This window comes from Pseudomonas oryzihabitans, from assembly GCF_007665395.1.
In the GTDB taxonomy this organism is placed as follows: domain Bacteria; phylum Pseudomonadota; class Gammaproteobacteria; order Pseudomonadales; family Pseudomonadaceae; genus Chryseomonas; species Chryseomonas psychrotolerans_C.
Genome location: NZ_VDND01000002.1, coordinates 573,349 through 598,951, shown reverse-complemented (window position 1 = coordinate 598,951; position 25,603 = coordinate 573,349). Strand labels below are relative to the sequence as shown.

The window sequence follows — 25,603 nt, the reverse complement described above, 5'->3', positions numbered from 1 at the left end:
TAAAGCGGGAGCCGGCTGAATCTCAGCCGGCGATGGCCAGGCGGGTGCTGTCGATGATGGCCTGCAGGCGGCTCGGGTTGCTGTATTCGTCGCGGTAGATCCGGCGGGTGTGCTTGGCCACGCCATGCTCGTTGACGACGATGAAGGAGAAACCACGCTTGCTGGGAGCGTCGATGACGCAGCTCATCGGCGCGAAGGCGGCGCTGAGGGCATGCATGGCGTTTTGCGCTTGGGTTTGAATGTTCATGTCTTAGGTTGTAGACCTCACGTGTGACGCTGCTATGACAGATAGATAACGGGATAGTGCCTAATTTCTTTAGCAATAGGCGTGCCGGAATGTAACAAAGCCTTCTGGCACGCCTGCGCTCACTTGCCGGCCGCCTGCTGGCGACGCTTGGCGCGTCGCGACAGCATGTTCAAGCCCTCGATCAGTGCGGAGAAGGCCATGGCCGCATAGATGTAGCCCTTGGGCACGTGGGCGCCGAAGCCTTCGGCGATCAGGGTCATGCCGATCATGATCAGGAAGCCCAGCGCCAGCATCACGACGGTGGGGTTGTCGTTGATGAACCTGGCCAGGGGATCCGCCGCCAGCAACATGACGGTCACCGCCACCACCACGGCGATCACCATCACCGGCAGGTGTTCGGTCATGCCCACCGCGGTGATGATGCTGTCCACCGAGAACACCAGGTCCAGCAGCAGGATCTGCACGATGGCCGAACCGAAGCCCAGGGTCGCCACCTCGCCGCCCTTGCTCAGGGCGCTATCCGGCTCGGGGTCGACGTTGTGATGGATCTCCTTGGTCGCCTTCCACAGCAGGAACAGGCCACCGGCGATGAGGATCAGGTCCTTCCAGGAAAAGCTCTGGCCGAACACCTCGATGACGGGTTCGGTGAGCTGGACGATCCAGGCCACGGTGCCGAGCAGACCCAGGCGCATGATCAGTGCCAGGCCGATGCCGATGCGGCGGGCCTTCTGCTGTTGCTGGGCGGGCAGCTTGTTGGTGAGGATGGAGATGAAGATCAGGTTGTCGATGCCGAGCACCACTTCCATCACGATCAGGGTGGCCAGGGCGATCCAGACGGTGGGGTCGGCGGCGAGTTGTAGCAGATAGTCCATTGCGGCGCGGTTCCGGTAGGAGGGAAAAGGCCCGATGCGAGGTCAGGCCAGGGGTCTCAGCATCAGAGCCTTGGCCCCGTGAAATGCTCGTGAAGGGCCCTGCCGCAATTGTTTCAAACTGTCGCAACGTTCCGCCGCTGGACGAAGCGCGCCACGTAGTCGTCGGCCGGCTGGCCGAGGATGTCCGCCGGCGTGCCCACCTGCACCAGGCGCCCGTCGCGCAGGATGGCGATGCGATTGCCCAGGCGCAGCGCCTCGTCCAGGTCGTGGGTGATGAAGACGATGGTCTTGTGCAGGCGCTGTTGCAACTCCAACAGTTGCTCCTGCATCTCGGCGCGAATCAGCGGATCGAGGGCGGAAAAGGCCTCGTCCATCAGGATGATCTCGGTATCCGCCGCCAGGGCCCGCGCCAGGCCGACGCGCTGGCGCATGCCCCCGGAGAGCTGGTGCGGCCACTTGCGCTCATAGCCACTCAGGCCAACCACCTCCAGCCAGTGCAGCGCGTGCTCGCGACAGACCGCCTTGGGCTCGCCCCGGACCTTGAGGCCGTAGGCGACGTTATCGAGCACCCGGCGGTGCGGCAACAGGCCGAAGCTCTGGAACACCATGCTGATGCGTTGGCGGCGCAGCTCGCGCAGCGCCGGCAGCGGCAGCTGGAGGATGTCCTGGCCGTCGATGAGGATGCGCCCGCTGCTCGGGTCGATCAGCCGGTTGAGGTGGCGCACCAGGGTCGACTTGCCGGACCCGGAGAGGCCCATGATGACGAAGATCTCGCCCTCGGCGATCTCCAGGGAGAGATCGTCCACCCCCACCACGCAACCGGTGCGGGCGAGGATCTCGGTCTTGTCGTGCCCCTCGCGCAGCAGCGCCAGGGCCGCCTGTTCGCGCTTGCCGAAGATCTTGGAGACCCGCTCGACGACGATCTTCATCGCTCCACCTCGTGGCGCTGGCGACCATAGGCCTGGGTGATGCGGTCGATGACCACGGCGAGGATGACGATGGCCAGGCCCGCCTGCAGGCCCTTGCCCACGTCCAGGGTCTGGATGCCCACCAGCACCTCTTCGCCGAGGCCGCGGGCGCCGATCATGGAGGCGATCACCACCATCGACAGCGCCATCATGGTGGTCTGGTTGATGCCGGCCATGATGCTCGGCAGCGCCAGTGGCAGCTGTACGCCGAACAGCTGCTGCCAGCGACTGGCGCCGAAGGCGTTGACCGCTTCCATCACCTCGCGGTCGACCTGGCGGATGCCCAGGTCGGTGAGGCGAATCAAGGGCGGCGCGGCATAGATCACCGTGGCGAAGATCGCCGGTACCTTGCCCAGGCCGAACAGCATCAGCACCGGGATCAGGTACACAAAGCTGGGCATGGTCTGCATGATGTCCAGCAGCGGCATCAGCACCAGCCGCAACCGCGGACTACGGGCGCAAAGGATTCCCAGGGGCACGCCGATGACCACGGCGATGGCGGTGGCCACCAGCACCAAGGCCAGGGTCTGCATCAGCTTGTCCCACAGCCCCAGGGCGCCCACCAGGAACAGCAGGCCGGTGATCGCCAGCGTCGGTACTACCCGGCGGGTCGCGTGGCCGGCCAGGGCCGCGACGATCAGCAGGATGGCCCACCAGGGCGTGCCGCGCAGCAGGCCTTCGAGCCAGACGATGGCCTGCAGCAGGGTGTCGGAGATGGCGCGGAAGACATCGCCGTAGCGGGTCACCAGCCAGTCGACGCCACGGTTCACCGCATCGGCGAAGGAAAAGGTCAGGCTCTCGGGAAACATCCTAGAGCGCCGCCTGGATCTTGCTGCGCGCCGCCGCGTCGGTCACCCAGGCCTGCCAGAGTTCGGGGTGGGCCTTGAGCAGCGCCTTGGCGGCGGCGGGCGCGTCCTGCTTGGCTTCGGCCTGCTCGGCCAGGGTACGGTTGAGCAGCTCGATGGGCACGTTGACTCGGCTCAACACGGCGACCAGTTCGGGGGCGCCATCGTGGAAGGGCTTGGACAGCCCGGCCTGCACCTGGATGCGCTTGGCTTCGCCGTCGCGCGGCTTGAGCTGGACCATGTCGACCCGCCCCAGCAGCGGTGTCGGCGACCAGTAGTAGGTGAGGATCGGCTGCTTGCGCTTGGTGGCCGAGACGATAGCCGCATCCAGCGCCGGCCCGGTGCCGGGGCGGAAGTTGGTGTACTTGTCGGTCAAGCCGTAGCTCTGCAGCATCTGGGTGTTTTCCAGCTCGCAGGTCCAGCCGGCCGGACAGTTGTAGAAGCGGCCCTTGCCCGGCTCTTCCGGATCGCGGAACAGCTCGGCGTACTGGCCCAGGTCGGCGATGCTCTTCAGCTTGGGCGCCTTGGCGCCCTCGCCTTCCACCAGGTAGCGCGGCACATACCAGCCTTCGGTGGCCCCCTCGATGGGCGCACCCACGCCGACCACCTTGCCGGCGGCGGCGGCCTTGTTCCAGGCCTCGCTGCGGCCGATCCACTCCTCGGCGAATACCTGGATGTCATCGTTGCCCAGGGCCTGCTCCAGGGTGATGGAGTTGCCGGGAATGCTGTCGATGGTGCAGCCGTAGCCATGCTGCAGGACGAAGCCCATCAGCTCGGTGAGCAGCATGCCACTCTCCCAGTTCACCCCGGCGAACTTCACCGGCTTGCTGGCGCACCAGTCGGCCGCCTGGGCGGAACCGGCGGCGAGCAGGCCAAGGGACAGGCCGGTGGCCAGGAGGGAACGGCGGGGAAAGGCTATGGGCATGGAAGGCTCCGTCTGCGCTGGGCGGGCCAGGGCGGCAGAGCCGGTCCGCTGGCGATCCTAGCTTGGTCAGCGCGGAAGGCCCTGGGTTCAGCCGCTGGCGGCGCAGCCCGGTGCAAATCCGCACTGGGTCAAGCTCCGGCTGCGCCTGGGCAGCGTCCGCTCCCTGGCTGGAAGCCTGGCCTCCTGCTCCGTCGGACCGCCGCTCTGGCACGAGCCCCTGTGTCGAACCAGGCCTAGATAGCGTGCGAGGCAACCGCCGCTACGCTCGAACTTTGCCGGCCCTGGCTTCTTCTACCGCAGGTCATCCTCGCGGAGCCCGCCATGCGTATCCATCACCTCAACTGCGGCTGCATGTGCCCCCTGGGCGGGTCGCTGTACGACGGTTTCAGCCGCGGCCTCGCCGCCCACCTGGCCTGCCATTGCCTGCTGCTGGAGACCGACAGCGCCGGGCTGGTGCTGGTGGACACCGGCTTCGGCGAAGCCGATCTCAAGGAGCGTGGGCGGCGGCTGAGTCCCTTCTTCCGGCTGATGAATCGCATCCAGTACGACCCCGAGCTCAGCGCTCTGGCGCAGATCCGCCGGCTCGGCTTCCGCCCGGGCGATGTGCGTCATATCGTGCTGACCCACCTGGATTTCGACCATGCCGGCGGACTGGACGACTTTCCCCAGGCCCAGGTCCATGTGCTGCAGCGCGAATGGGACGCCCAGCGGCAACGCCAGGGCTTCATCGGTCGCCGTCGCTACAGTCCGGCGCAGTGGCAAGGCATTCGCCATTGGCAGTTCCATGAACCCCGGGGCGAGGCCTGGCACGGCTTCGCCAGCGTGCGCGACCTGCCCGGCCTGCCCGGCCTGCCGCCGGAGATCCTGATGATCCCCCTGCCCGGCCACACGCCGGGTCACGCCGGCATCGCCATCCAGCACGACGGGGGTTGGTTGCTGCACGCGGGCGACGCCTACTTCTACCGCGACGAGATGGGCCGCCCCGAACGCCGCTGCACCCCTGGCCTGAGGTTCTACCAGCGGCTGATGGAAGCCGATCGCGCCAGCCGCCTGGACAACCAGGCTCGGCTACGGGAATTGTCCCTGCGCCAGGATCTGGGACTGACGCTGTTCTGTAGCCATGACCTGGTGGAATTGCGGCGGTTGCAGGAGGAGGACGGCCGTAGGTTGGGCTGAGCACAGCGAAGCCCAACAATCCGAGGCTCAGCCCTGATGTTGGGCTTCGACGGTGGAGCCGTCTCAACCCAACCTACACCAAGAGCCGGCACCCGTAGGTTGGGCTGAGCACAGCGAAGCCCAACAACCCGAGGCTCAGCCTTGATGTTGGGCTTCGACGGTGGAGCCGCCTCAACCCAACCTACACCCAGGGCCGGCACCCGTAGGTTGGGCTGAGCACAGCGAAGCCCAACAATCCGAGGCCCAGCCTTGATGTTGGGCTTCGACGGTGGAGCCGTCTCAACCCAACCTACGCCTAAAGCAGGCACCCGTAGGTTGTGCTGAGCACAGCGAAGCCCAACAATCCGAGGCCCAGCCTTGATGTTGGGCTTCGACGGTGAAGCCGTCTCAACCCAACCTACACCAAGAGCCGGCACCCGTAGGTTGGGCTGAGCACAGCGAAGCCCAACAATCCGAGGCTCAGCCCTGATGTTGAGCTTCGACGGGGGAGCCGTCTCAACCCAACCTACGCCCTGTAGAGGCGTAGCGTGGAAAACGGCGCAGCCTTTTCCGCTGGGGACTTCGTGGCGAGAGGCGCCCTCACCCCACCCCTCTCCCAAGGGTAGAGGGAGCCATCCGTGCAGACGTTCATCGCCATTGGCCCCAGCAGGATCGCGGTCAGCCGGCGTTCCGATGTCCGTAGAAACGGCCGCATCGGCGGACCGCCATGGCTGCGATAGGTCTTATGCAATCACCGGATAACCCTTTTCCACGGCCTCTCGCCGCCAGTCCAGCAGCGGCAGGTAGGTGCTCTCATCCACCGCCGTGACACCCTCGAGGGCCAGGATTTCGGCCAGCGCAGGATCGGCGGCCAGGCTGTCGTTCAGGGCGGCGCGCAGGGCTTCCACTTCCGCATCCGAACGACTGGCCGCGGTGATGAAGGGCAGCGTCGGACTGGGGCGGGTGCGCTGCAACAGATGCAGGCCGGCGACGCGCTCCGGTTGGGCGCGCTGCAGGTAGCCGTAGGTCACGGCATCCACCGCAGCCACGTCGGCATGTCCCTGCTGCAACAGGGCCAGGCTCTTGGCGTGGCCTTCGCTGACGATCACCTCGCCGAAAAAGCGCCCACGCTCGGCCAGGGGCGCCACGGCGTGGCGCAGCAGGTTCATGCCGGTGTTGGAGTCCAGGCCATTGAGGGCCACCCGCTTGCCGCGCAGATCGGCCAGGGTCTCGGCCTCCAGCGTCTCCGGCACCAGGATGAAGGAGCAGTGCTCGGCTCCCGCGCAACCTTCGAAGGTATAGCGCGGCGCCGCCACCAACCGGACCTGGCCGCGCAGGCGGGTCGCCCAGGGATAGCCGCAGGTCTGGGCCAGCAGCAGGTCGGGATGACTCCAGAGCGCTGGCAGCTCCTCGGGGGCGGGCTCGAGCTGAAGGCCCAGCCGGCGCGCCACGGCAGCGGCCAGTTGACGATAGGCGTCGCTTACCTCGGCGGGTTCGACGTACATGGTGAGGGCGGCGATGGCCATGGGCGGCTCCAGCAGAGGAAACCGCCATTATCGCCCATCAACCGCCCGGGCGGGCCCTCAGAGCCTGTTCATAATCTGCTGCGCGTCGGCCGAGCTACGCTGAAAACGCCCTGAGGGCCAGCTCCGCCTAGGCGGCCCCGGCGCACTACTCCTGTACCACTCGTAAGCCCGAGTGCGGGTTCGATCCGCTACCTCAGGCGTTTTCGTGGGGTCGCCTAGGCCTTGGTTGGCGCTAGCTCGCGAGATTTTGAACAGGCTCCTAGAGCGCCGCCTTCACCCGCGCGGCGTTTTCCGCCGGCAGCCAGGACGTCCAGACCTCGGGATGCTCCTTGAGGAAGCGCTTGGCCACCACCTGGGCGTCTTCGTGCTTCTCGGCCATGTCGGCGAGGATGCCGTTGAACTGGTCGAGGGGGAATTCGACCTTCTCGAACAGTCCCACCAGCGCCGGGGCCTTGTCGTGCAGGTCGCGGGAGACGCCGATGGTGATCTTGGGCGCCAGCGAGCGCGACGGCAGCGGATTGGGGTTCTTCGGATCCGAGAGCGTCTCCCAGGCCTTCTCGCTGAAGGGCGGTTCCTCCAGCTGGACCAGCTTGTAGCGGCCCATCAGCGGCGTCGGCGACCAATAGTAGAAGAGTACTGGCTCACCGCGGCGCATGGCCGTAGCGATGGCGGCGTCCAGTGCCGGACCGGTGCCGGTACGGAAGTTGGTGTAGCTGTCGGTGAGCTTGTAGGCCTTGAGCTTCTGGGTGTTGACGATCTCGCAGGTCCAGCCGGTGGGGCAATTGAGGAAGCGTCCCTTGCCCGGCTCTTCCGGGTCACGGAACAGCTCCTTGTAGCGCGGCAGGTCGGCCACGCTCTTGAGGTCCGGTGCCTTGGCCTCGATGCCCCGGGCCGGATCGCCCTTGACCAGGTACTCCGGTACCCACCAGCCTTCGGTGGCGCCCTTGACCGTCTCGCCGACGGCGATGACCTTGCCGGCCTTTTCCGCCGCGCGCCAGGCCGGGCTGCGACCGGCCCACTGCTCGCCGGTGACCTGGATGTCGTTCTGCGCCAGGGCGTTCTCCAGGGTCACGGTGTTACCCGGCACGGCGTCGGTCTGGCAGCCGTAGCCCTTTTCCACCAGCAGGCGCAGCACCTCGGTGGTGAACATGCCGCTTTCCCAGTTGGGTCCGGCGAATTTCACCGTCTGCGGATAGGGGCAGCCGCTCTCGGCGGCGAAGGCTAGCGGAGCCAGGGCGAAGGAACTGGCAAGGGTCAGGGCGAGACGCAGGCGCATGGGCGGTTCTCCAACGAAGGCTTGGGCGACGACGGACGTGGGCCTTTCGACCCTCGGCGCCACCGTTTGTCCCACCCGCCTGGCCATATCAAAGCAGGCTATGTCACAGCGGGCCGCCGTCGGCGGTCTTGCGCAGTCCGGCGATCACCGTCTCGCCGGTCTCCTCGGCCAGTTCGGCGTACCAGGCCTGGGTGGCCTCGGGGTCATGCCCATGGGTGATCTCGCAGCGCTTGCGGGCCCGCTCGACGATCCCGGCCACCCGCTCCAGGCGGGCCTGCTCATAGGCCTGGAGCGCGGCGAGCGGATCGGTGTCGGCCTCCAGGCAGCGCGCCAGCACCCAGGCATCCTCCATGGCCTGGCAGCCCCCCTGCCCCAGATCCGGCGCCATGGCATGGGCCGAGTCGCCGAGCAGCGCCACGCGACCGCGCACCAGGGTCGGCAGCGGCCGGGTATCGTGGATTTCCACCCGGGCGACGCCCTGGGGGTCCAGCCGTTCGATGAGGCGCTGCACCGGAGGTGCCCAGCCGGCGAAGTGCTCGGCCAGCTCTTCCCGGTAGCGACTGCGGTCGTTGGGCGTCCCCTTGGGCAGGGGCACATCGAAGAAGAAATAGAATTCGTCACCGCCCATGGGCATCAGCGAGACGCGCTGGTGATGACCCACGAACTGCGCCCACTCGTGCTCAGCGGCGAGGTCCGGGGCGATCCTCACCCGGCCGTTCCAGTTCACGTAGCCGCAGTAATCGCGGGTGATCGACTGCCCGACCACCCGATCCCGCAGTCGCGAGTGGGTGCCGTCGGCGGCGATCAGCAGATCGGCCCGCTCACGGCGACCGTCACTGAGTTGCACGGTCACCCCCTCGGCATCCTGCTCGAAGCCCTCGCAGCCGACGCCCAGCGTCACCTGCTGCGCCCCGACCGCGTCCAGCAACAGGCGCTGCAGATGGGCTCGGGCAATGGGCCGCGCCGGGCGGCCGACGGCTTCATAGAGCGGCAGCAGGCTGAAGCGCGTGAGCAATTGTCCCTGATGATCGTGGTAGCTCATGGCGCGCATGTCGCCACTCACCGCGGCAATGGCCGATCCCAGGCCGAGGCGCTCCAGCACCCTGACGCCGTTGGGCCAGACGGACAGGGCCGCGCCTATGGGGGCCAGGTCGGTCGCCCGCTCGAACAGGCGCACCCGGTGACCGGCCTGCTGGAGTGCCAGGGCCGCGGTAAGACCGCCCATGCCGGCACCGGCGATGATGATGTCTAGAGATGGCATAGCAGGCCTCACGGGCGGTAACAGATGCCCTGGACAAGCAAAAACCTGTCCAAGTGGTCAGGTATTGGCCAACGGGGCGGCGCCGGTGCGGATTCAATGAAAACACGCACCAGGCTGGTGCCTCCTGACCTCTCGTCGCTTCGTTACGGAGCAGGCTGCCCTTCGTCGGCTGCCATGACGCATTCCAGAGCCCTTCTATACTCATAAGGTAGTCGCCAGAGGCGTCAGTCCAGCGTTCGCCATCATCTAGAGGCCCGCGTGCGGCGACCACAGCGGGTGAGGAGCAGGATCATGATCAATCATGTCTGGGGCCTGCTGGCCCATCCCGATCGCGAGTGGCAACAGATTCGTCGCGAAGGGGAAACCGTCGGGCATTTCTTTGCCCACCATGTCGCCTTCCTGGCGGCGATTCCGGTGGTGGCGTCGCTGGTCGGCACCACTACCTTCGGTTGGCGCTTCGGCGGTAGCGAGGCCCATGTACTGGACCTGCCCACGGCGGTGGTGCTGGCGGTCATCAGCTATGCGCTGATCATGGCCGCGGTGGTGGCCATGGGGCACGTGATCCACTGGCTGGCGCGGCGCTATCCGGATCGCCCCAGTGCCAATCGGTGCATTCTCTTCGCCGGCTACGTGGCCACGCCCATGCTCATCAGTGGCCTTGTGGGCTTCTATCCGCTGGTATGGCTGTGCGCCATCGCCGCCATCGTCGGCCTGGCCTATTCGGCCTACCTGCTCTATACCGGCATCCCGTCGTTCCTCAACATCGACGAGCGGGAAGGCTTCATCATGTCCGGCTCCACCCTGGCCATCGGGGTGCTGGTGCTGGAGGTGCTGATGGCGACCACGGTGCTGATGTGGGGCTATGGGCCGGGGCTGTTTGGTTGATCAAAGGCGTTCGCCAGCGGCCAATGGCGACGTGATAAGACCGAAAGCCCGGCTCACCAAGAGATCCGGGCTTTCTATTTGCGCCTTCGGCTAGTGACGGGAGAAGCCGTACAGGTCCATCGCCAGGATGCGGTGGGCGATGCCGTCGTGATGGATGCTGAAGGTCCCGGCGGGATCCGCGGCGCCCAGGGCGACGAACAGCGGCAGCAGGTGCTCGTCGGTGGGATGCGCCTGGCGGGCCTGGGGTGCCTGGCGCCGGTAGTCCAGCAAGGCGTCCACGTCGCGCTCGCGCAAGCGAGCCTGGATCCATTGCTGGAAGTCCCCGACGTAGGCCGGCGAGGCCCCGCCTCCGCGGCGGAAATCGCCGAGGTTGTGGGTCAGGCTGCCCGAGCCGATCAGCAAGGTGTCCGCGGGCAGCACCGCGGCCAGGGCCTGGCCCAGGGCGTAATGGTACTCCGGCCCCCGCGCCGCGCTCATCGACAGCGGGATCACCGGAATCTGCGCGTCCGGAAACAGATAGCGCAGCGGTACCCAGGCCCCGTGGTCCAGGCCCTGCTCGCCCGTCTGGGCCTCCCAGCCTTGCTCGCGCAGCCCCTGGGCCAGGCGCTCGGCCAGCACGGGCGCACCCGGGGCGGGATAATCCAGGCGGTAGAGGGCTTCGGGAAAGCCATAGAAGTCATGGATGATGGCAGGCCGGGCGGCGCTGCCGAACAGCGGCACCCGGGTATCGAAATGCGCCGAGACCACGACGATGGCCGCCGGCGTCGGCAGGGCCCGGCCCAGGGTGCGCCAGGCGTCCCCCGCCGCGCCAGCGTCGAGGGCCTCCATGGGCGAACCGTGGGAAACGAACAAGGTGGGAAGCGACATGGCGATGCCCTCGGGTGGATGATGATCAGGAAGGCTTGCGCGCATCCCAGGATGGCCGACCCGCCCCCAGCAGGGCCAGGGCCGCAGCGGTCACGGCGAGGAAGACCGGATACTCCCAGCCGCCGTGGGGACTGGTGAAGGACCAGCCATTGCCGAAGTGCACGGTAGCCGCGACGAACAGCTGGACGGCGGCGACGGCGGCGACGGGGCGTACCCAGGCGCCCAGGATCAGCAGGATACCGGCACCCAGCTCGAAAAAGGTGACCGGATAGGCCAGCCAGCCGGGGAAGCCTACCGAGGCGAAGAATCCCGCCGTGCCAGGCAGGGTGAAGACCAGCAGCTTGGTGAGGCCATGGGCGAGGAACATGGTGCCGAGGGCGAGGCGCAGCAACAGGGCGGCATAGGGAGAGGTGTTGGCGGTCATGAGGATTCTCGATGAGGTGGATGACGCCATTCTCCTGTTTCCAGAAAAACAATAAACCGGCAATCTGGGCATGCACTGCGCACGAAATGGAAACAATCCGTGGATACCCTCAAGTCATTGCAGGCCTTCATCAAGATCGTCGAACTGGGCAGCCTGACCGCCGCGGCCGAGCGCCTGGAGCTGTCGCGCTCGGCGCTTACCAAGCACCTGGCGGCCCTGGAGCGGCACTACGGCACCCGGCTGCTGCAGCGCACCACCCGCACCCTGAGCCTGACCGAGGCCGGCCGCACCCTCCATGAAGGCATCGTCCCGCTGCTGGGCGACCTGGACGCCCTGGAACAGCGCCTGCAGGAAGGTCACGAACGGCCGCGGGGACGGCTCAGGGTCAGTGCGCCCCTCACCTTCGGCGTCCGGCACCTGGCGCCCCTGGTCAGCAGCTTCCTGCACGAGTACCCGGAGGTCGCCATCGACCTGGAACTCAGCGATCGGCAGGTGCGGCTGGTCGAGGAAGGCTTCGATCTGGCCGTGCGCATCGGTGAGCTGGGTGACTCCAGCCTCATCGCCCAGCCGCTGGGCGCGGTGGAGTTGTTCGTGTGCGCGGCGCCCGGCTACCTGCAGCGCCACGGCCGGCCGGACCATCCCAGCGCGCTCGCCCAGCATCGCTGCCTGCTCTACAGCTATGCCAGCGACGGGGATGTCTGGGGATTCCAGCGCGGCGAGGAACGTGTCCAGGTCAGGGTGACCGGCCAGCTGCGCGCCAACAATGGCAGTGTCCTGCACCAGGCGGCGCTGGACGGCCACGGCATCCTGCGCCAGCCGGATTTCCTGGTCGGCGACGACATCGCCGCCGGTCGGCTGGAACGGCTGTTCGTCCCCTGGCACACCCAGGCCATCGCCATCCACGCGCTCTATCCACACCGGCGCCTGGTACCGGCCAAGGTGCGGCTGTTCATCGCCTGGCTGCAGCGACATCTGGTCACCTCCGGGGACGCCCGAAGACTGCCGTAGGTCGCCGCCGAACGGTCATCGCCGGGGCTTCGCAGCCTGCGGGCGCTTGCCTAGAATCCGCGCTCATCCCGCCGGCCTGGCCGGTTCCTGCGATGGTGTTGGTGCATGTCGACCGAGAATCCTTGCCTCAGCTGCGGCGCCTGCTGCGCCCATTTCCGCGTGTCTTTCTATTGGGGTGAATGCCAGTCGGCAGGCGGCCTGGTGCCGGATAACCTGACCGTCGCGGTGAGTCCGCACCTGGCGGCCATGCAGGGCACCGAGCAGAAGCCGGTACGCTGCGCGGCGCTGCTGGGCGAGGTGGGCTGCGGTACCCGCTGCACCATCTACGAGCAGCGTTCGAGTACCTGCCGCGACTTCACCGCCGCCTGGGAAGATGGCGCGCCCAACGCGCACTGCGACGCCGCCCGGGCCGCCTATGGGCTGCCGCCCCTGACCCCACCCCTGGAACCTCATCTTTCACCGAACCGGGTCGCCTAGACGAAACCAAACGGCCCTCAGCGCTGCCCAAAAAGGCGACGGTTGGGCTGAGAAGCGTGGAAAATGCAGTGCGGATCAGGTTTTCACGCCCCTGCGTGATCGAATACCCTATCGTTCTTTCGTCCGCTATGCGTATCCTGTAGCGCCGAACAACAAGGCTGCTTCAACCGGCCACGTAGAGGCTCACAAAGGCTCTACGCAAGGCAAAGCTGCCGCTATACTGCCGGGCCAATACTCACACATGGAGTTTTTACATGAATAAAGCTGAGCTGATCGACGCCATTGCCGCGTCTGCCGACCTGCCCAAGGCCACCGCTGCCAAAGCCCTGGACGCCTTCACCACTGCGGTGACCGACGCCCTGAAGCAAGGCGACAGCGTTAGCCTGGTCGGTTTCGGAACTTTCGCAGTGAAAGAGCGCGCTGCTCGCGAAGGCCGTAACCCGCAGACCGGTGCCACCATCAAGATCGCCGCTGCCAAGCTGCCCGGCTTCAAGCCCGGCAAAGGCCTGAAAGACGCCGTCAGCTAAGACTGCGTTGGTCGATTCTTGTCTTCCGGGCGCTCCAGAGCGCTTCGGAAGACAGTCCCCCCGCTCCACCTGCCCGTCCCCTCCTCCCGCCGCTCCAAGCTTGCCTGCTAGTGAAAATCCCGACTCGACACCAGTAATTCGTCGAGCAGTGGACTCAGGTCGGTCAGCCGGCCGGCGATCAGGTGCTGGACTCCCGCCTCCCGCTCCAGATGTCCCTCGACCTGTAGCAGCCGTGCTTGCAATAGCGGTCGTCGTTGCTGCTCGCCCACCGCGCGCCAGACCACCACGTTGAGCATGCCGTGCTCGTCTTCCAGGGTCACGAAGATCACCCCGCTGGCCGTGCCCGGTCGCTGCCGCCCGCGCACCAGGCCCGCCACCCGCACCAGGGCTCCCGGCGTGACCTCTGCCAGCTGGCTGAAATCCCGGCAGCGCCGCGCCTGCAGTTCGCCGCGCAGCAAGGTCAGCGGATGCGGACCGAGGGTGGTGCCCAGCATGCGATAGTCGGCGTGGACCTCCTCGGCGACGCTGGGCGCGGGCAAGGCCGGGCGCTCTTCCGCGACGCTGGGCGCCGTCTCGAACAAGGGTAACTGGCGCTCCACCCCGGCCATGGCCCAGCGCGCCTGGTGGCGATCCCCGGCCAGCTCCGCCAGGGCGCCGGCCTCGGCCAGTTGCCCGCGGGCCCGGGCGTCCAGGTCGGCCCGTCGGCAAAGGTCCTCGACGTCGCGAAAGGGCTGCACGCCCCGCACCGCCACTAACCGGCGCCCCGCCTGCTCCGCCAGGCCCTGCACCAGGCGCAGTCCGAGCCGGATCGCCGGCTGCGGGCCGGTACTCGCCTCCAGCCGGCAGTCCCAGTTGCTGGACTGCACGCTCACCGCGCGCACCTCGATACCATGGCGGCGGGCATCCTGCAGCACCTGGTCCGGGCTGTAGAAACCCATGGGCCAACTGTTCACCAGGGCGCAGGCGAAGGCGGCCGGCTCATGGCACTTGAGCCAGGAACTGGCATAGGTCAGCAGGGCGAAGCTGGCGGCATGGGACTCGGGAAAGCCGTAGCTGCCGAAGCCCTTGATCTGCTCGAAGAGCCGCGCGGCGAATTCCGGTTTATAGCCGCGCGCGACCATCTCGTTGTGCAGCCGCTGGCGATGGGGCTCTAGGCCGCCATGGCGCTTCCAGGCGGCCATGGAGCGCCGCAACTGGTCGGCCTCACCTGGAGTGTATTTGGCAGCGATGGTGGCGATCTGCATCACCTGCTCCTGGAACAGTGGCACCCCCAGGGTGCGTTCCAGCGCCGGGCGCAATTCGTCATGGGGATAGTCCGCCACCTCTTCCTCGTTCCGGCGGCGCAGGTAGGGATGCACCATGTCGCCCTGGATGGGACCGGGCCGCACGATGGCCACCTCGATCACCAGGTCGTAGAGGGTCCTGGGCCTGAGCCGCGGCAGCATGGCCATCTGGGCGCGCGACTCGATCTGGAACACCCCCACGGTATCGGCACGCGAGATCATGGCGTAGGTGGGCGCATCTTCCTGGGGCAGGCTGGCCAGGGTCCAGCGCTGGCCACGCCAGTCGGCGACCAGGTCGAAGCAGCGGCGCAGGGCACTGAGCATGCCGAGGGCCAGGACGTCGACCTTGAGCAGGCCCACGGCATCGAGGTCGTCCTTGTCCCACTGGATCAGGGTGCGCTCGGGCATGGCGGCGTTTTCCACCGGCACCAGACTGGCCAGGGGCGCCTCGGAGATGACGAAGCCACCGGGATGCTGGGAGAGATGCCGGGGAAAGCCGATCAACTGGCCGGCGAGGACCAGCACCCGCTGCAACAGCGGACTGTCCGGCGCGAATCCCGCTTCGCGCAGGCGCTGCGGCCCCGGGATCTCGTCGGTCCAGCGACCGGCGCAACCGGACAGGGCATCGAGCTGATCGCCCGGCAGCCCCAGCGCCTTGCCGACGTCACGCAGGGCACCGGCGGCGTGATAGGTGCTGACCACCGCGGTGAGCGCGGCCCGCTCCCGGCCATAGCGGCGAAAGACGTATTGGATGACCTCTTCGCGCCGCTCGTGCTCGAAATCGACGTCGATGTCCGGTGGCTCGTCGCGCTCGCGGGAGATGAAGCGCTCGAACAGCAGGTTGCTGGTGAGCGGATTCAACTCGGTGATGCCCAGGACGTAGCAGACGATGGAATTGGCCGCCGAACCCCGGCCCTGGCAGAGGATGTGCTGGCGGCGGGCGTAGTCGACGATGTCGTGCACGGTGAGAAAGTAGTTCTCGTAGCCCTTCTCGGCGATCAGCGCCAGCTCCCCGACCACCTTGCCGGCGACCTCGTCGGGGACCCCTGCCGGCCAGCGCCAGGCCAGGCCGCGGCGGGTCAGCTCGGCGAGCCAGGAACGCGCCGTCTCGCCCGCCGGTACCACCTCATGGGGATAGTGGTAGCGCAGCTCGCCGAGATCGAAGCGGCAGCGGGCGGCGATGGCCAGGGTTTCGGCGCGCAGCGCCGCAGGATAGAGGTCTTCGAGCATCGCCAGTGACCGCAGATGACGCTCGCCGTTGGGATGCAGGCGATAGCCGGCCTCGGCCACCGGCAGGTGATGGCGGATGCCGGTGAGCACATCCTGCAGGGCACGGCGGCCGCGGGTGTGCATATGCACATCGCCGCAGGCCACTGGCGGCACGCCCAGTTGCCTGCCCAGCGCCTGCAGCTGCCTGAGTCGGGCGGCGTCGTCGGCGCCGCGCAGCAATTCGACGCCAAGCCAGAGGCGTTCGGCGAAGACCGTCTTGAGCCAGGCGCCCTCCTCGGGCGCGGGTTCGCCGCTGGGTAGCCAGATCGCCAGCAATCCGGGCAAGGGCTGCTGCAGATCCGCGCGACCCAACTGGTAGCGGCCCTTGGGCGCGCGGCGGCGCGCCCGGGTGATCAGGGCGCAGAGGCTTTCGTAGCCCTGCAGGTCCGCTACCAGCAGCACCAGGTGCAGGTCGTCGTCGAGGATCAGCTCGCTGCCGACGATCAGGGGCAAGCCGATCTGCCGCGCCGCCTGCCAGGCGCGGACGATACCGCTCAGGGTGCATTCGTCGGTGATGGCCAGTGCCTGGTAGCCCAGTGCCTTGGCCCGCTCGAACAACTCGAGGGCGCTGGAGGCGCCACGCTGGAAGCTGAAGTTCGACAGGCAATGCAATTCGGCATAGCCGCTCATGCGAACCAGCCCTGGATCCACCAGGGCTCCTCTTCGCCGTAACGTCGGAAGGCCCAGGCCTGGCGGCCATCGGCCACCTCGATGCGATAGTAGTCACGGCGCTGGTCACCGCCGTCCCACCAGCCGCTCTCGATACGTTCGGGACCGGCGAGCACCCGCCGCGGTTGCCCCTCGAGCGAGCGCGGTTCGCTCAGCAGCCAGCCCGGACGCAAGCCGGGCAGCCTGCTGTCCAGGCGGCCTGCGTGGCGCCAGACCAGGGCGCGCTCGGGTCGATGATCCGCCTGGATGCCGAGGCCGAGTACGGCATCCTCGCCCAGCCGGGCGCGCAGCCGCTCGCGCAACACCTCCCAGCCCACCGCCTGGGCCGGTCGTTCATCGAACAGGCCATGGCGCTCGGGCACGAACAGCGGCAACTCTTCGCTTTCCAGGCGCAGCGCCAGGACCGGCGCCACCACCTGCAGCTGTTCGAGCCGGCCGCGGGCGAATTCGAACAGCAGAGCGGCATCGCGCTCGGGGGCCAGCAGCCCTATGGTGAGCGTCGTGGCCGGGCCCTGGCGATGCTCCAGCCACAGCAGGAAACGCTGCACGCCGCGGTCGCGACTGGCCAGCCAGGCGGCCAGGTCGGCGGTGAGGCGGCGCAGCGGGAACAGCAGCGCCTGGTGGGACTCGACCTCGAAATTGAGTTCGACCCGCGCCACGAAACGATCGGGCGGCCGGTAGAACTCCAGTGCCAGGCTGCGACTGCCACGCAGCAGATCCAGCTGTTGCAGCAGCTCCGGGGCGAAGCGCCGGGCCAGGGCGGCCCGCGGCAGCGCCTGCAACTGCTCCAGCCGGCGAATGCCCATGCGGGCCAGCGCCTGGGCTTGCTGGGGGACGAACCCGGCCCGCTCCACGGGCAGGCGGTCGAGCAGACCCGGCAGGTCGTCCAGGGAGGCGGCCAGGCCGTCGGCCACGTTGGTCAGCATCCGCGCCGCCACCGGATTGGGCGCCAGCGCCAGGCGATGGCGAAAGCCCAGAGCCTCGAGCTCCTGGCGCAGGCGCCGCTCCAGCCGCGGCCAAGGACCCAGCAGCGGCAGGCTGGACTGCACCTCCAGCAGCAGGGCCCGGGGATAGTGGCGGCTGACCTGGGAGCTGAAGCCATACCCCCAGGCCGCCAGCAGCGCCTCGGCGGTCTCGATGAGCGCCGGATCGTGCTCCTGCTGCTCGAAGTCGCGGGTCAGCGCCTGGGCGGCGGCCAGCGTCAGGCCGGGGCGCAGCCCCAGGGCCCGCGCGGCGGGATTGACCGCCTGCAGCAGGCGGCGCTGGGGCGGTCCGGAGAGCAGCACCAGCGGCCGCTCCGGCTGTGGATGGCGGCGCAGCACGGCGTCCAGCGCCAGCTGCGGAAAGAGGATGCAGGCCCAACGCATGGCAAGCTCAAGCGCCGCCGGCCAGGCTGAGCACGCCGGGTTGACCACCCCGGCACTTGTGGACGTGCAGCCGTTCGAGGGGCGCCTTGAGCTCCAGCCGCAAGGCGGCCGGTGACGGATTGCCCAGGGCAGCGGCCGGACGCAGGGCGAAGGCCAGGGTGCGGCCGCTTTCGGCGGCGACCTGCAAACGGCGCAACTGACGATCGTCGGCCCGCTCGGGCCAGCAGAGCACCGCCCCGAAACAGCCCGAGCGCAGGCATTGCTCGGCCGCCCAGAGCACCTCGGCGCCCTGGGCGCGGATCACCACCAGGGACTCCAGCGCCACGCCCGCCGCCTGCCAGGCCAGAGCATAGGGCAGCAGCGGGGGACCGATGAGGGCGATGCGTTCGGCGGCCTGACTCAATCGCGCCAGGGTCGGCCAGAGCAGGCGCAACTCACCCTGGCCGGGCCCGGCGAGCAGCACCTCGGTCAGGGCCGCCTCGGGCCACCCCGCGCCGGGCAGATGGGCATCCAGCGCCGCGACGCCGGTGGGCTGGCGGCTGCGCCGGGCCTCGGGGCTGGCCTGCCCCTTCCAGAGACGCCGCTCCTCGAACAGCCGGGCCAGGCCGGCGTTGCCGCTCATGCCGGCGAACCTGCGGGGGTGTTGTCCATGGCCATCGCCTCTGTCTGTATATGCATACAGTATTAGAGGCGATTCGCGTTGCGGTCAAGTCGAACCGCTACCCCAGGGGCGGAAAAGGATCCGCTAGATCCAGATCACCACCCCGACCAGGGCGGCCAGCAGCAGCCACTGCTCGAGGTAATAGCGGAAGCGATTGCGCTTCTTCAGCGCCTTGCCCCGCTGGCGGATGCGGTAGAGATGCTTGAAGGCGCGGTTGAGGCCACCGATCTTGTCGCTGTCGTCATTGGGCGAGGCCGCCGCGGCCAGCAGGGTGCCGCTGACCCAGCGATTGAAGGCCCCGGCCCAGCGATAGCGCAGCGGACGCTCCACGTCGCAGAACAGGATGATGCGATCCTGGTCGGTGGTGTTCTCGGCGTAGTGGATGAAGGTTTCGTCGAACACCACCGCCTGGCCATCACGCCAGTGATAGCGCTGGCCGTCCACCTCGATGAAGCAGCGCGGATCGTTGGGCGTGGCCAGCCCCAGGTGATAGCGCAGGGAGCCGCCGTAGGGATCGCGATGGCGCACCAGCCGCGAGCCCGGCGGCAGTTCGGCGAACATGGCCGCCTTGACCGTGCCGATGCCCCGCAGCAATTCGGTGGTGCGCGGGCAGAGCTGCAGGGCGGAGGGGTGGCTGTCGCCGTACCACTTCAGGTAGAAGCGCTTCCAGCCACTCTTGAAGAAGGAGTTGAAGCCGGCGTCGTTGTGCTCGGCGGATTTCTTGATCTGGCCGGCGCGCAGCAGGGCCAGCGCCTCGTCGCGGATAAGCTGCCAGTTGTCCTGCAGCACCTGAAGTTCGGGAAAGCGCTCCACCTCGTGGTAGGGCTCGTTGGGCACCCGCGAGGTCAGGAACATGAAGGTATTGAGCGGGGCCAGGAAGGTCGAGTGGTCACTCAGCTGACGCAGGAAACGATGGCGCACCCGGCCACGCAGATGCACATACAAGACACAGAGAAAAAAACCGCCGATAACGAACCACTTCACGCGTCGCTGTCCTGAATTCGAATGTATCAGGATGTTATACGCCTCACGTCCAGCCTGGCCTAGTCTTTACAGTCTGACCATTAGCTGAAGCCAGGCGAAGTAAGGCCGCATGGCCCTGGGAGCCGTGGCGGCCATCTTGTATCCTGCAGGTGACAATTCGAGTGCCCGGAGGGCCTCATCATGCGTTCGTTGCTCTATGGCCTGCTGCTCGCGAGCGGCGTGGTGGCCGCCCAGGACGTCTACAAGTGCGTGGACGACCAAGGCCGGACGACCTATACCCAGGGTGCCTGCCCCTCCGCCAGCCAGATCACCACCATCCCGCTGCAGAGCCTGCCCGACAGCAACGGCTTCACGCCGCCCCCCAGGCCCGCCACGCCGGCTCCGGCCACGGCGCCGCGCGAGGTCACCGTGATGCCGGCGCCCGCCTCCAGCCGCCAGCGTCCGGTCGACGACATCACCGTAGTCGGCGGTTCGTCGTCCTCCTCCAGCTCGCGCCAGCAGACCGAGGTGCGCGGCTCCGGCATCCTCTACCAGCCGGTGCCGATCTACATCGAGCGCCGTCCACGCGACGAGACCTGGCACATGGTGCCCCATCCCCAGGCCGCGCAGCCCCAGCCGCCGGCACCTCCGCCGCCGCCGAACCGGGGCATCCCGATCGATCGCTAGCGCGGTGTTTCAGACGTCATCCAGACGATCCTGGCGGCAATTCTTCGCGCCTCGCGGCGTCGCCACTCCTCGCCATGGCCCTGCCACGACCCGGCGTGGCGCTCACTCAGGACCAAGAGACCACTCGCCAATGCCTGTGCGAACGTCTGCACCACCCCACTAGAGTTTGTGCAGGAAGTTGACGACGAACTTGCGCCCCTCGGTGCGGTTCTCGGCATCCTGCTCGAAGTAGCTGTTGAAGGTGATCAGGTTCCGCCTGGAGAAGGCATAGGTGAAACCCGGCCCCCAGGCCCAGACCTTCTCGCGGCGTCCGCTGACGTCATGCCCATCCGCCTGGGTATCGGTGATCTGCTTGAGCCAGTAGCCGCTCAGGCCGATGCTGAGCCGGTCGTTCAGCGCGTATTGGGTGGCGAAGTTGGCATGCACCGCCTGGCCGGCCTGGGTGTCGGACACGGCGCCGAAGCTGCGCAGCGGCTGGTCGTTCTTGCCGTTCCACAGGTACCAGAAGCGTCCGGTGACCGACCACTGGGGGGTCAGCCAATAGGTGGTGGCGTAGTAGGGGTTGAAGGACCAGAAGTTGCTGCCCGGGTTGATCGCCCGGTCGCGGTCGTAGCGACCGGTGGGCGCGACGATCTCGGCCTCGATGCGCTGTGCCCAGCGCGGGCCGCCATCGGGCCTGGTGGTGGTGGGCAGCTGCAGGAAGGCGCCCAGGGTGAGGTCCCCCAGCCCTTCGCGGGCACTCAGGGCCTGGCCGCCGAGGCCGTCGTCGACCTCGGCATGGGCCAGCCAGGGCAGGATGGCGGTGAAGCCGGGCATGGCGCCGTTGGCCAGCGGCTGGCCGACATAAATCAGCTGACTGACCGGCGCGAAGGTGGTCAGGTCCTGCTTGGGCAGTGGCAGCTTGCGCCCATCCTGGTCGTTGAAGCGACTGGTCTTGCCGTAGAGGAGATATTCCTCCCAGTACCAGCCGGGGCCGTCCGGCGCAGGCGCGCCGTCGTAGAAACTGGTGGAGCCGAGGTTCAGGCCGGGCAGGTCGTAGGCCTGGGCCAGGCTGGAACAGCCGCTGGCCGCAGCCAGCAGAGCGAGACTCGCGATCTTGCGCATGACGTCATCCTGGGAATTGTTCTTGTTGTGGGAAAACGTGATCGCCGCGCCGGGCAGGCGCGGCGAACAGGGTCAGACGTAACTGGCGGCCAGCCCACCATCCACCGGCAGGTTGGCGCCGTTGATCCAGCGCGAGGCATCGCTGCAGAGGAAGGCGATCACCGCGGCCACCTCGTCGGCCAAGGCCGGGCGCAGCATGCGCTGGCTGTCGCGGGCGACCCGCTCCTCGCCGAGCATGCTGACGAAGTCGCCGAGGATGGGGGTGAACACCGGCCCGGGCGCCACGCAGTTGAGGCGCACGCCGAATTCACGGAGCCAGGTCTGGGACTGCACGAAGCTCCAGACGATGAGCGCCTCCTTGAAGTACTGGTAGCAGCTGGCCTGGGTGACCGGATGACGCTCCAGCCAGGCCTGGGCCTCGGCGAAATCGGCGATCCGCGCCAGCTCGCGGTGCTGTTCCAGGCGCTGCGGCCATTCGGCGCCGAGGATGGAAGCGACATTGACGATGGCGCCGCCCTGCCCCAGCCGTCCGACCAGGTGCTGGCTGAGCAGGCGCAGGCCGAGGTAGTTGACCCGCGCCACCACCTCCGCCGGTGCCGTGCCCGGTACCCCGGCGATGTTGCAGAGGCCAGCCAGGCGTTCCGGTAGCCGACTCACCAGGGTGGCGATGCTGTCCGGGTCGCCCAGGTCGGCCTGGTGGAATTCATCCAGGCTGAGCTGGGGTTGGTTGCGGTCGACACCGATCACGGTGGCGCCCTGGAAGCGCGCCAGGCGCGCCAGTTCGGCGCCGATGCCGGAGGCCACGCCGGTGATCACCAGGGTCTTGCCATTCAGGGTCATGGGATTTTCCTCTTGTTGTTATTGGGGGGTGAAGCGGGCTAGAAGGGATAGCGCGGCGGCTCCTGGTGCTCCGTCACCCACTGCCACTGGCTGTAGTCGTCCCAGTTGCACAGGCCGCCGACGCTGCCGCCGTTGCCGGACTGGCCGCGGCCGCCGAAGGGGTTGACCACCTCGTCGTTCACCGTCTGGTCGTTGAGGTGCAGCATTCCGCAGTTCAGCCGCTCGCCCAGGGCCCGGGCGCGGGCCAGGGAGCCGGACAGCACGCCCGCGGCCAGGCCATAGGGCGTGCGATTGGCCAGCGCGATGGCCTCGGCCTCGTCGGCGAAGGTCACCACGCTGGCCACCGGCCCGAAGATCTCTTCGTCGAAGGCGCGCATGCCGGGGCGCACGCCGCTCAGCACGGTCGGGGCATAGAACAGGCCCTCGTGGCTGCCGCCCTGCTCCAGCCGCGCCCCGGCGGCCAGGCTGTCCGCGACGATGGCCGTGACCCGCTGCAACTGCCGGGCATTGATCAGCGGGCCGAGCTGGGTGGTGGGGCTGAGCGGATCGCCCAGCCGCAGGCCCGCGGCGCGGATCGCCAGGCGCTCGATGAAGGCCGCGGCGATCTCCTGCTGTACCAGGATCAGGCCGGTGGCCATGCAGATCTGGCCCTGGTGCAGGAAGCTGCCCCAGGCGGCGCAGCCGACGGCGCGGTCGAGATCGGCGTCGTCGAGCACGATCAGCGGATTCTTGCCGCCCAGTTCCAGGGCCACCTTCTTCAAATGCCGACCCGCGGTTTCGGCCACCTGGCGCCCGGTCTGGGTCGAGCCGGTGAAGGCGATCATCCGTACCCAGGGATGGGCGCAGAGCGCCGCGCCCGCCTCGGCTTGCCCCGGCACCAGCTGCAAGACCCCGCGGGGCAGGCCGACCGCCTCGAACAGCCGGGCGATGAGCACCCCGCCGCTCACCGGCGTCTGGTGATCCGGCTTGAGCACCACGGCGTTGCCACAGGCCAGGGCCGGTGCCACGGCACGCAGCGAGAGGATCAGCGGAAAGTTGAAGGGCGAGATCACCCCCACCACGCCATGGGGCAGGCGGCGGGCATAGGACAGGGCGCCCGTCTCGCTGGGCAGCACCACGCCGTGGGGCTGCAACAGCTGGCCGGCGACCTGCTGCAGGATGACCCCGGCCTCGCGCAGTTCCAGCTCGGCCTTGGGCAGGATGCCGCCGGTCTCGCGGGCGATCAGAGGGGCCAGCTCGGCGCGATGCCGTTCGAGCTGGTCGGCGGCCGCGAGAAACAGCGCCGCCCGCCGCCGCGCCGTCCAGCCGGCCCAGGCCAGCTGTGCCTGGGCCGCCTTGTTGCAGGCCCGGTCGACGTCGGCGGCGTTGGCCAGCCCGGTGCGATGCAGCAGCCGTCCGGTGGCGGGTTCGGTGATATCCAGGATGCCGCCCTCGGCGGCGATCCAGTCGCCATCGAAGAGTCGCTCGCGCCAGGGCGCAGCGTCCAGGAACGGCGTCGGGTGTTCGCTCATAGCCTTCTCCTTGTTGTTGTAGGGCCGCAAGGGCGACTGGAGCGGAGCAAGGCCTGTGCCCGATCCTGTGGAGAGGGAGAAAGACCAGCCTGGTCATGGACTTAGCGAACCGGCCTGGAGAGGGCCGCAAGGCTGCCGGGCGAAAGCCTTGCTCAACAGATAAAGTTATGAGGTATAACCATCCTCCCAATTGCGCATTTGCGCAGTTCTCCCGGAGCTCCTGCCATGGCCGAACGCCTGTCCCTCAATGACCTGCAGCGGGTCGCGCCTGGCTTGCACAGTGGCGACAGCAGAGCCTGGGATGGCAGTGCCAGCCCGACCCAGGCGGAACTGGCCGAGTGCCTGTTCTTCTCCCCCGGCGACGGCCGTATCTGGCTCAACGACCAGCGCATGTTGCTGATGCATGCCTCCTCCTTTGGCGCCCTGCGTCGCGAACTGATCGGCGCCCTGGGCCAGGAACGCGCCCGCGGCCTGTTGACGCGGGTCGGCTACCTCTCCGGGGTGCGCGATGCCGAGCTGGTACGCAAGCGCTGGCCGCAGGCCGATGCCGCCGCCATCTTCGCCGCCGGCACCCGCCTGCACGGCCTGGAAGGCCTGGTACGGGTCGAGCCGCTGCATTTCGAATTCGATGTCGACCAGGGGCGCTATGGCGGCGAATTCCTCTGGCACCATTCGGCCGAATGCGACGAGCACCAGATCGCCCATGGCCAGGGTAGCGATCCCGCCTGCTGGATGGAGATCGGCTATGCCATCGGCTACGTCAGCAGCCTGTTCGGGCGGCTGGTGATCTTCCGCGAGGTGGAATGCCGCGCCATGGGTCATGGCGTCTGCCGGGTCGAGGGTCGCAACGCCGAACGCTGGCCCGATGTGGCGGAAGACCTGCGCTACCTCAATACCGCCAGCGACGGCACCGCCGAGTCCGGCGCCGCGGAACGCCTGCCCGCGCCCCTGCCCCATGCCGTCGACGGCCAGCGCCCGCTGGTGGGCGCCTCGGCCGCCTTCAACAGCGCCTTCCAGGCGCTGCAAAGGGTCGCCCCGACCCCGGCCACGGTGCTGCTCACCGGTGAATCCGGGGTGGGCAAGGAATTGTTCGCCAGTCACCTGCACCGCCTGAGCAAGCGCGCCGATGGTCCCTTCGTCGCACTGAACTGCGCCGCCATTCCGGAAAATCTCATCGAGGCCGAATTGTTCGGCGTGGAGCGCGGTGCCTTCACCGGCGCCAACCAGTCCCGCGCCGGGCGCTTCGAACGCGCCCAGGGCGGTACCCTGTTCCTCGACGAGATCGCCTGCCTGAGCCTGCCCGGCCAGGGCAAGCTGCTGCGCGCCCTGCAGGAGCGCGAGATCGAGCGGGTCGGCGGCAGCCGCACTCTCAGGGTGGACGTGCGGGTGATCGCCGCCACCAACCTGGACCTGCGTGACGCCGTGCGCCGCGGCGATTTCCGCGAAGACCTCTTCTATCGCCTCAACGTCTATCCCATCGGCATCCCGCCGCTGCGCGACCGCCGTGACGACGTGCCCCTGCTGGTGGACCTCTTCCTGCGCCGCTTCTGCGCGGCCTACGAACGCCCGCCGGTAGGCCTGACCATGCGCGCCCTCAAGGCGCTGCTGCGCTACGACTTTCCCGGCAACGTGCGGGAATTGCAGAATCTGGTTGAGCGCGGGGTGATCGCCAGCGACCCGGGGGAACTCATCGACCTCTCCCACCTGTTCCGCGGCGAGCCGCTGCCGCCCGACCTGCTCGAACCCGCGCCGGAGGCGACCGGCTGGCTGGAGCGCCTGGGCGTGGCGGCCGAGCGCCCTCTGCACCTGGGCGCCTTCGAAGCCGAGCTGCTCGACGAAGCCCTAGCCCTCAGCCGGGGTAACGTTGCCGCCGCCGCGCGGTTACTGGGCCTGAGTCGCGCCCAGTTCGCCTATCGCCACCAGCGCGCGCAGCGGGATCTGGACTAGAATGAGCGCTCACCGCCCTCCTCCCGCCCTATCCGACGG

General features: G+C 68.0%; 24 protein-coding genes. 7 read left to right on the top strand and 17 right to left on the bottom strand.

The window, feature by feature from the left end; translation table 11 throughout:
* Positions 1-22: 22 nt before the first annotated feature.
* The 5 genes from FSV73_RS06685 to FSV73_RS06665 all read right to left on the bottom strand — a co-directional run bounded on the left by FSV73_RS06685 (position 23) and on the right by FSV73_RS06665 (position 3,857).
* Complete coding sequence (locus FSV73_RS06685) at positions 23-247, bottom strand: hypothetical protein (RefSeq protein ID WP_058761044.1); 225 nt, start codon at positions 245-247, stop codon at positions 23-25.
* A gap of 119 nt (positions 248-366) precedes the next feature.
* The gene (locus FSV73_RS06680; protein WP_145005675.1) at positions 367-1,119 is read right to left on the bottom strand and encodes a TerC family protein; all 753 of its coding nucleotides are present in this window, start codon (positions 1,117-1,119) and stop codon (positions 367-369) included.
* A 113-nt stretch (positions 1,120-1,232) separates the two neighbouring features.
* The gene (locus tag FSV73_RS06675) at positions 1,233-2,048 is read right to left on the bottom strand and encodes a quaternary amine ABC transporter ATP-binding protein (protein ID WP_145005672.1); all 816 of its coding nucleotides are present in this window, start codon (positions 2,046-2,048) and stop codon (positions 1,233-1,235) included.
* Complete coding sequence (locus FSV73_RS06670) at positions 2,045-2,896, bottom strand: ABC transporter permease (RefSeq protein ID WP_145005669.1); 852 nt, start codon at positions 2,894-2,896, stop codon at positions 2,045-2,047. The genes FSV73_RS06675 and FSV73_RS06670 overlap by 4 nt, the downstream gene beginning before the upstream one ends.
* A 1-nt stretch (position 2,897) precedes the next feature.
* Positions 2,898-3,857: an ABC transporter substrate-binding protein gene (locus tag FSV73_RS06665; protein WP_145005666.1), complete on the bottom strand. Its 960-nt coding sequence runs from the start codon at positions 3,855-3,857 to the stop codon at positions 2,898-2,900.
* 321 nt (positions 3,858-4,178) lie between these two features.
* Between FSV73_RS06665 and FSV73_RS06660 the strand changes: the two genes are divergently transcribed.
* Positions 4,179-5,033 (top strand): MBL fold metallo-hydrolase, encoded by an 855-nt coding sequence (locus tag FSV73_RS06660; RefSeq protein ID WP_145005663.1) that lies wholly within the window; start codon positions 4,179-4,181, stop codon positions 5,031-5,033.
* Between the two features lie 722 nt (positions 5,034-5,755).
* On the opposite strand, the gene FSV73_RS06655 is transcribed toward FSV73_RS06660, so the two are convergent.
* The 3 genes from FSV73_RS06655 to hpxO all read right to left on the bottom strand — a co-directional run bounded on the left by FSV73_RS06655 (position 5,756) and on the right by hpxO (position 9,075).
* Positions 5,756-6,538 carry a phosphate/phosphite/phosphonate ABC transporter substrate-binding protein gene (locus FSV73_RS06655; RefSeq protein WP_145005660.1) on the bottom strand — a complete coding sequence of 261 codons (783 nt, stop codon included), beginning with the start codon at positions 6,536-6,538 and terminating at the stop codon, positions 5,756-5,758.
* A gap of 259 nt (positions 6,539-6,797) precedes the next feature.
* Positions 6,798-7,814 carry an ABC transporter substrate-binding protein gene (locus FSV73_RS06650; protein ID WP_145005657.1) on the bottom strand — a complete coding sequence of 339 codons (1,017 nt, stop codon included), beginning with the start codon at positions 7,812-7,814 and terminating at the stop codon, positions 6,798-6,800.
* A 103-nt stretch (positions 7,815-7,917) separates the two neighbouring features.
* A complete protein-coding gene (hpxO, locus tag FSV73_RS06645; RefSeq protein ID WP_145005654.1) occupies positions 7,918-9,075 on the bottom strand; it encodes an FAD-dependent urate hydroxylase HpxO in 1,158 nt (385 codons plus the stop codon).
* Positions 9,076-9,366: 291 nt separating this feature from the next.
* Here hpxO and FSV73_RS06640 point away from each other — a divergent pair, with 291 nt between their 5' ends.
* Complete coding sequence (locus FSV73_RS06640; RefSeq protein ID WP_145005651.1) at positions 9,367-9,960, top strand: Yip1 family protein; 594 nt, start codon at positions 9,367-9,369, stop codon at positions 9,958-9,960.
* Positions 9,961-10,050: 90 nt separating this feature from the next.
* Here the strand turns inward: FSV73_RS06640 and FSV73_RS06635 are convergent, their stop codons facing one another.
* Positions 10,051-10,827, bottom strand: a complete 777-nt coding sequence (locus FSV73_RS06635; protein WP_145005648.1) for a DODA-type extradiol aromatic ring-opening family dioxygenase — start codon at positions 10,825-10,827, stop codon at positions 10,051-10,053.
* 25 nt (positions 10,828-10,852) lie between these two features.
* Positions 10,853-11,251 carry a DoxX family protein gene (locus FSV73_RS06630; RefSeq protein WP_145005645.1) on the bottom strand — a complete coding sequence of 133 codons (399 nt, stop codon included), beginning with the start codon at positions 11,249-11,251 and terminating at the stop codon, positions 10,853-10,855.
* Positions 11,252-11,350: 99 nt separating this feature from the next.
* On the opposite strand from FSV73_RS06630, the gene FSV73_RS06625 reads away from it, so the two are divergent.
* From FSV73_RS06625 to FSV73_RS06615, 3 genes are all read left to right on the top strand, one after another.
* Entirely contained in the window at positions 11,351-12,259 is a 909-nt protein-coding gene (locus tag FSV73_RS06625) for a LysR family transcriptional regulator (RefSeq protein WP_145005642.1), read from the top strand.
* 105 nt (positions 12,260-12,364) lie between these two features.
* The gene (locus tag FSV73_RS06620) at positions 12,365-12,736 is read left to right on the top strand and encodes a YkgJ family cysteine cluster protein (protein ID WP_145005639.1); all 372 of its coding nucleotides are present in this window, start codon (positions 12,365-12,367) and stop codon (positions 12,734-12,736) included.
* A 254-nt stretch (positions 12,737-12,990) separates the two neighbouring features.
* Positions 12,991-13,263, top strand: a complete 273-nt coding sequence (locus tag FSV73_RS06615; protein ID WP_007159052.1) for an HU family DNA-binding protein — start codon at positions 12,991-12,993, stop codon at positions 13,261-13,263.
* A gap of 107 nt (positions 13,264-13,370) precedes the next feature.
* On the opposite strand, the gene FSV73_RS06610 is transcribed toward FSV73_RS06615, so the two are convergent.
* The 4 genes from FSV73_RS06610 to lpxO form a co-directional block, all read right to left on the bottom strand.
* Positions 13,371-16,445, bottom strand: a complete 3,075-nt coding sequence (locus tag FSV73_RS06610) for an error-prone DNA polymerase (RefSeq protein WP_145006208.1) — start codon at positions 16,443-16,445, stop codon at positions 13,371-13,373.
* Positions 16,442-17,851, bottom strand: coding sequence for a Y-family DNA polymerase (locus tag FSV73_RS06605; RefSeq protein ID WP_145005636.1), 1,410 nt, complete (start codon positions 17,849-17,851; stop codon positions 16,442-16,444). The genes FSV73_RS06610 and FSV73_RS06605 overlap by 4 nt, the downstream gene beginning before the upstream one ends.
* A 7-nt stretch (positions 17,852-17,858) precedes the next feature.
* Entirely contained in the window at positions 17,859-18,473 is a 615-nt protein-coding gene (gene imuA / locus FSV73_RS06600; protein ID WP_145005634.1) for a translesion DNA synthesis-associated protein ImuA, read from the bottom strand.
* A gap of 123 nt (positions 18,474-18,596) precedes the next feature.
* Complete coding sequence (gene lpxO / locus FSV73_RS06595) at positions 18,597-19,496, bottom strand: lipid A hydroxylase LpxO (RefSeq protein WP_145005631.1); 900 nt, start codon at positions 19,494-19,496, stop codon at positions 18,597-18,599.
* Positions 19,497-19,676: 180 nt separating this feature from the next.
* Here lpxO and FSV73_RS06590 point away from each other — a divergent pair, with 180 nt between their 5' ends.
* Positions 19,677-20,162: a DUF4124 domain-containing protein gene (locus FSV73_RS06590; protein WP_145005629.1), complete on the top strand. Its 486-nt coding sequence runs from the start codon at positions 19,677-19,679 to the stop codon at positions 20,160-20,162.
* A 159-nt stretch (positions 20,163-20,321) separates the two neighbouring features.
* Here FSV73_RS06590 and FSV73_RS06585 read toward each other — a convergent pair whose 3' ends face one another.
* The 3 genes from FSV73_RS06585 to FSV73_RS06575 form a co-directional block, all read right to left on the bottom strand.
* Positions 20,322-21,266, bottom strand: coding sequence for a SphA family protein (locus FSV73_RS06585; protein WP_145005627.1), 945 nt, complete (start codon positions 21,264-21,266; stop codon positions 20,322-20,324).
* Positions 21,267-21,338: 72 nt separating this feature from the next.
* Positions 21,339-22,106: a coniferyl-alcohol dehydrogenase gene (locus tag FSV73_RS06580; protein ID WP_145005624.1), complete on the bottom strand. Its 768-nt coding sequence runs from the start codon at positions 22,104-22,106 to the stop codon at positions 21,339-21,341.
* A gap of 38 nt (positions 22,107-22,144) precedes the next feature.
* Positions 22,145-23,617: a benzaldehyde dehydrogenase gene (locus FSV73_RS06575; protein WP_145005621.1), complete on the bottom strand. Its 1,473-nt coding sequence runs from the start codon at positions 23,615-23,617 to the stop codon at positions 22,145-22,147.
* Between the two features lie 225 nt (positions 23,618-23,842).
* Between FSV73_RS06575 and FSV73_RS06570 the strand changes: the two genes are divergently transcribed.
* A complete protein-coding gene (locus FSV73_RS06570; RefSeq protein WP_145005618.1) occupies positions 23,843-25,564 on the top strand; it encodes a sigma-54-dependent Fis family transcriptional regulator in 1,722 nt (573 codons plus the stop codon).
* Positions 25,565-25,603 lie beyond the last annotated feature (39 nt).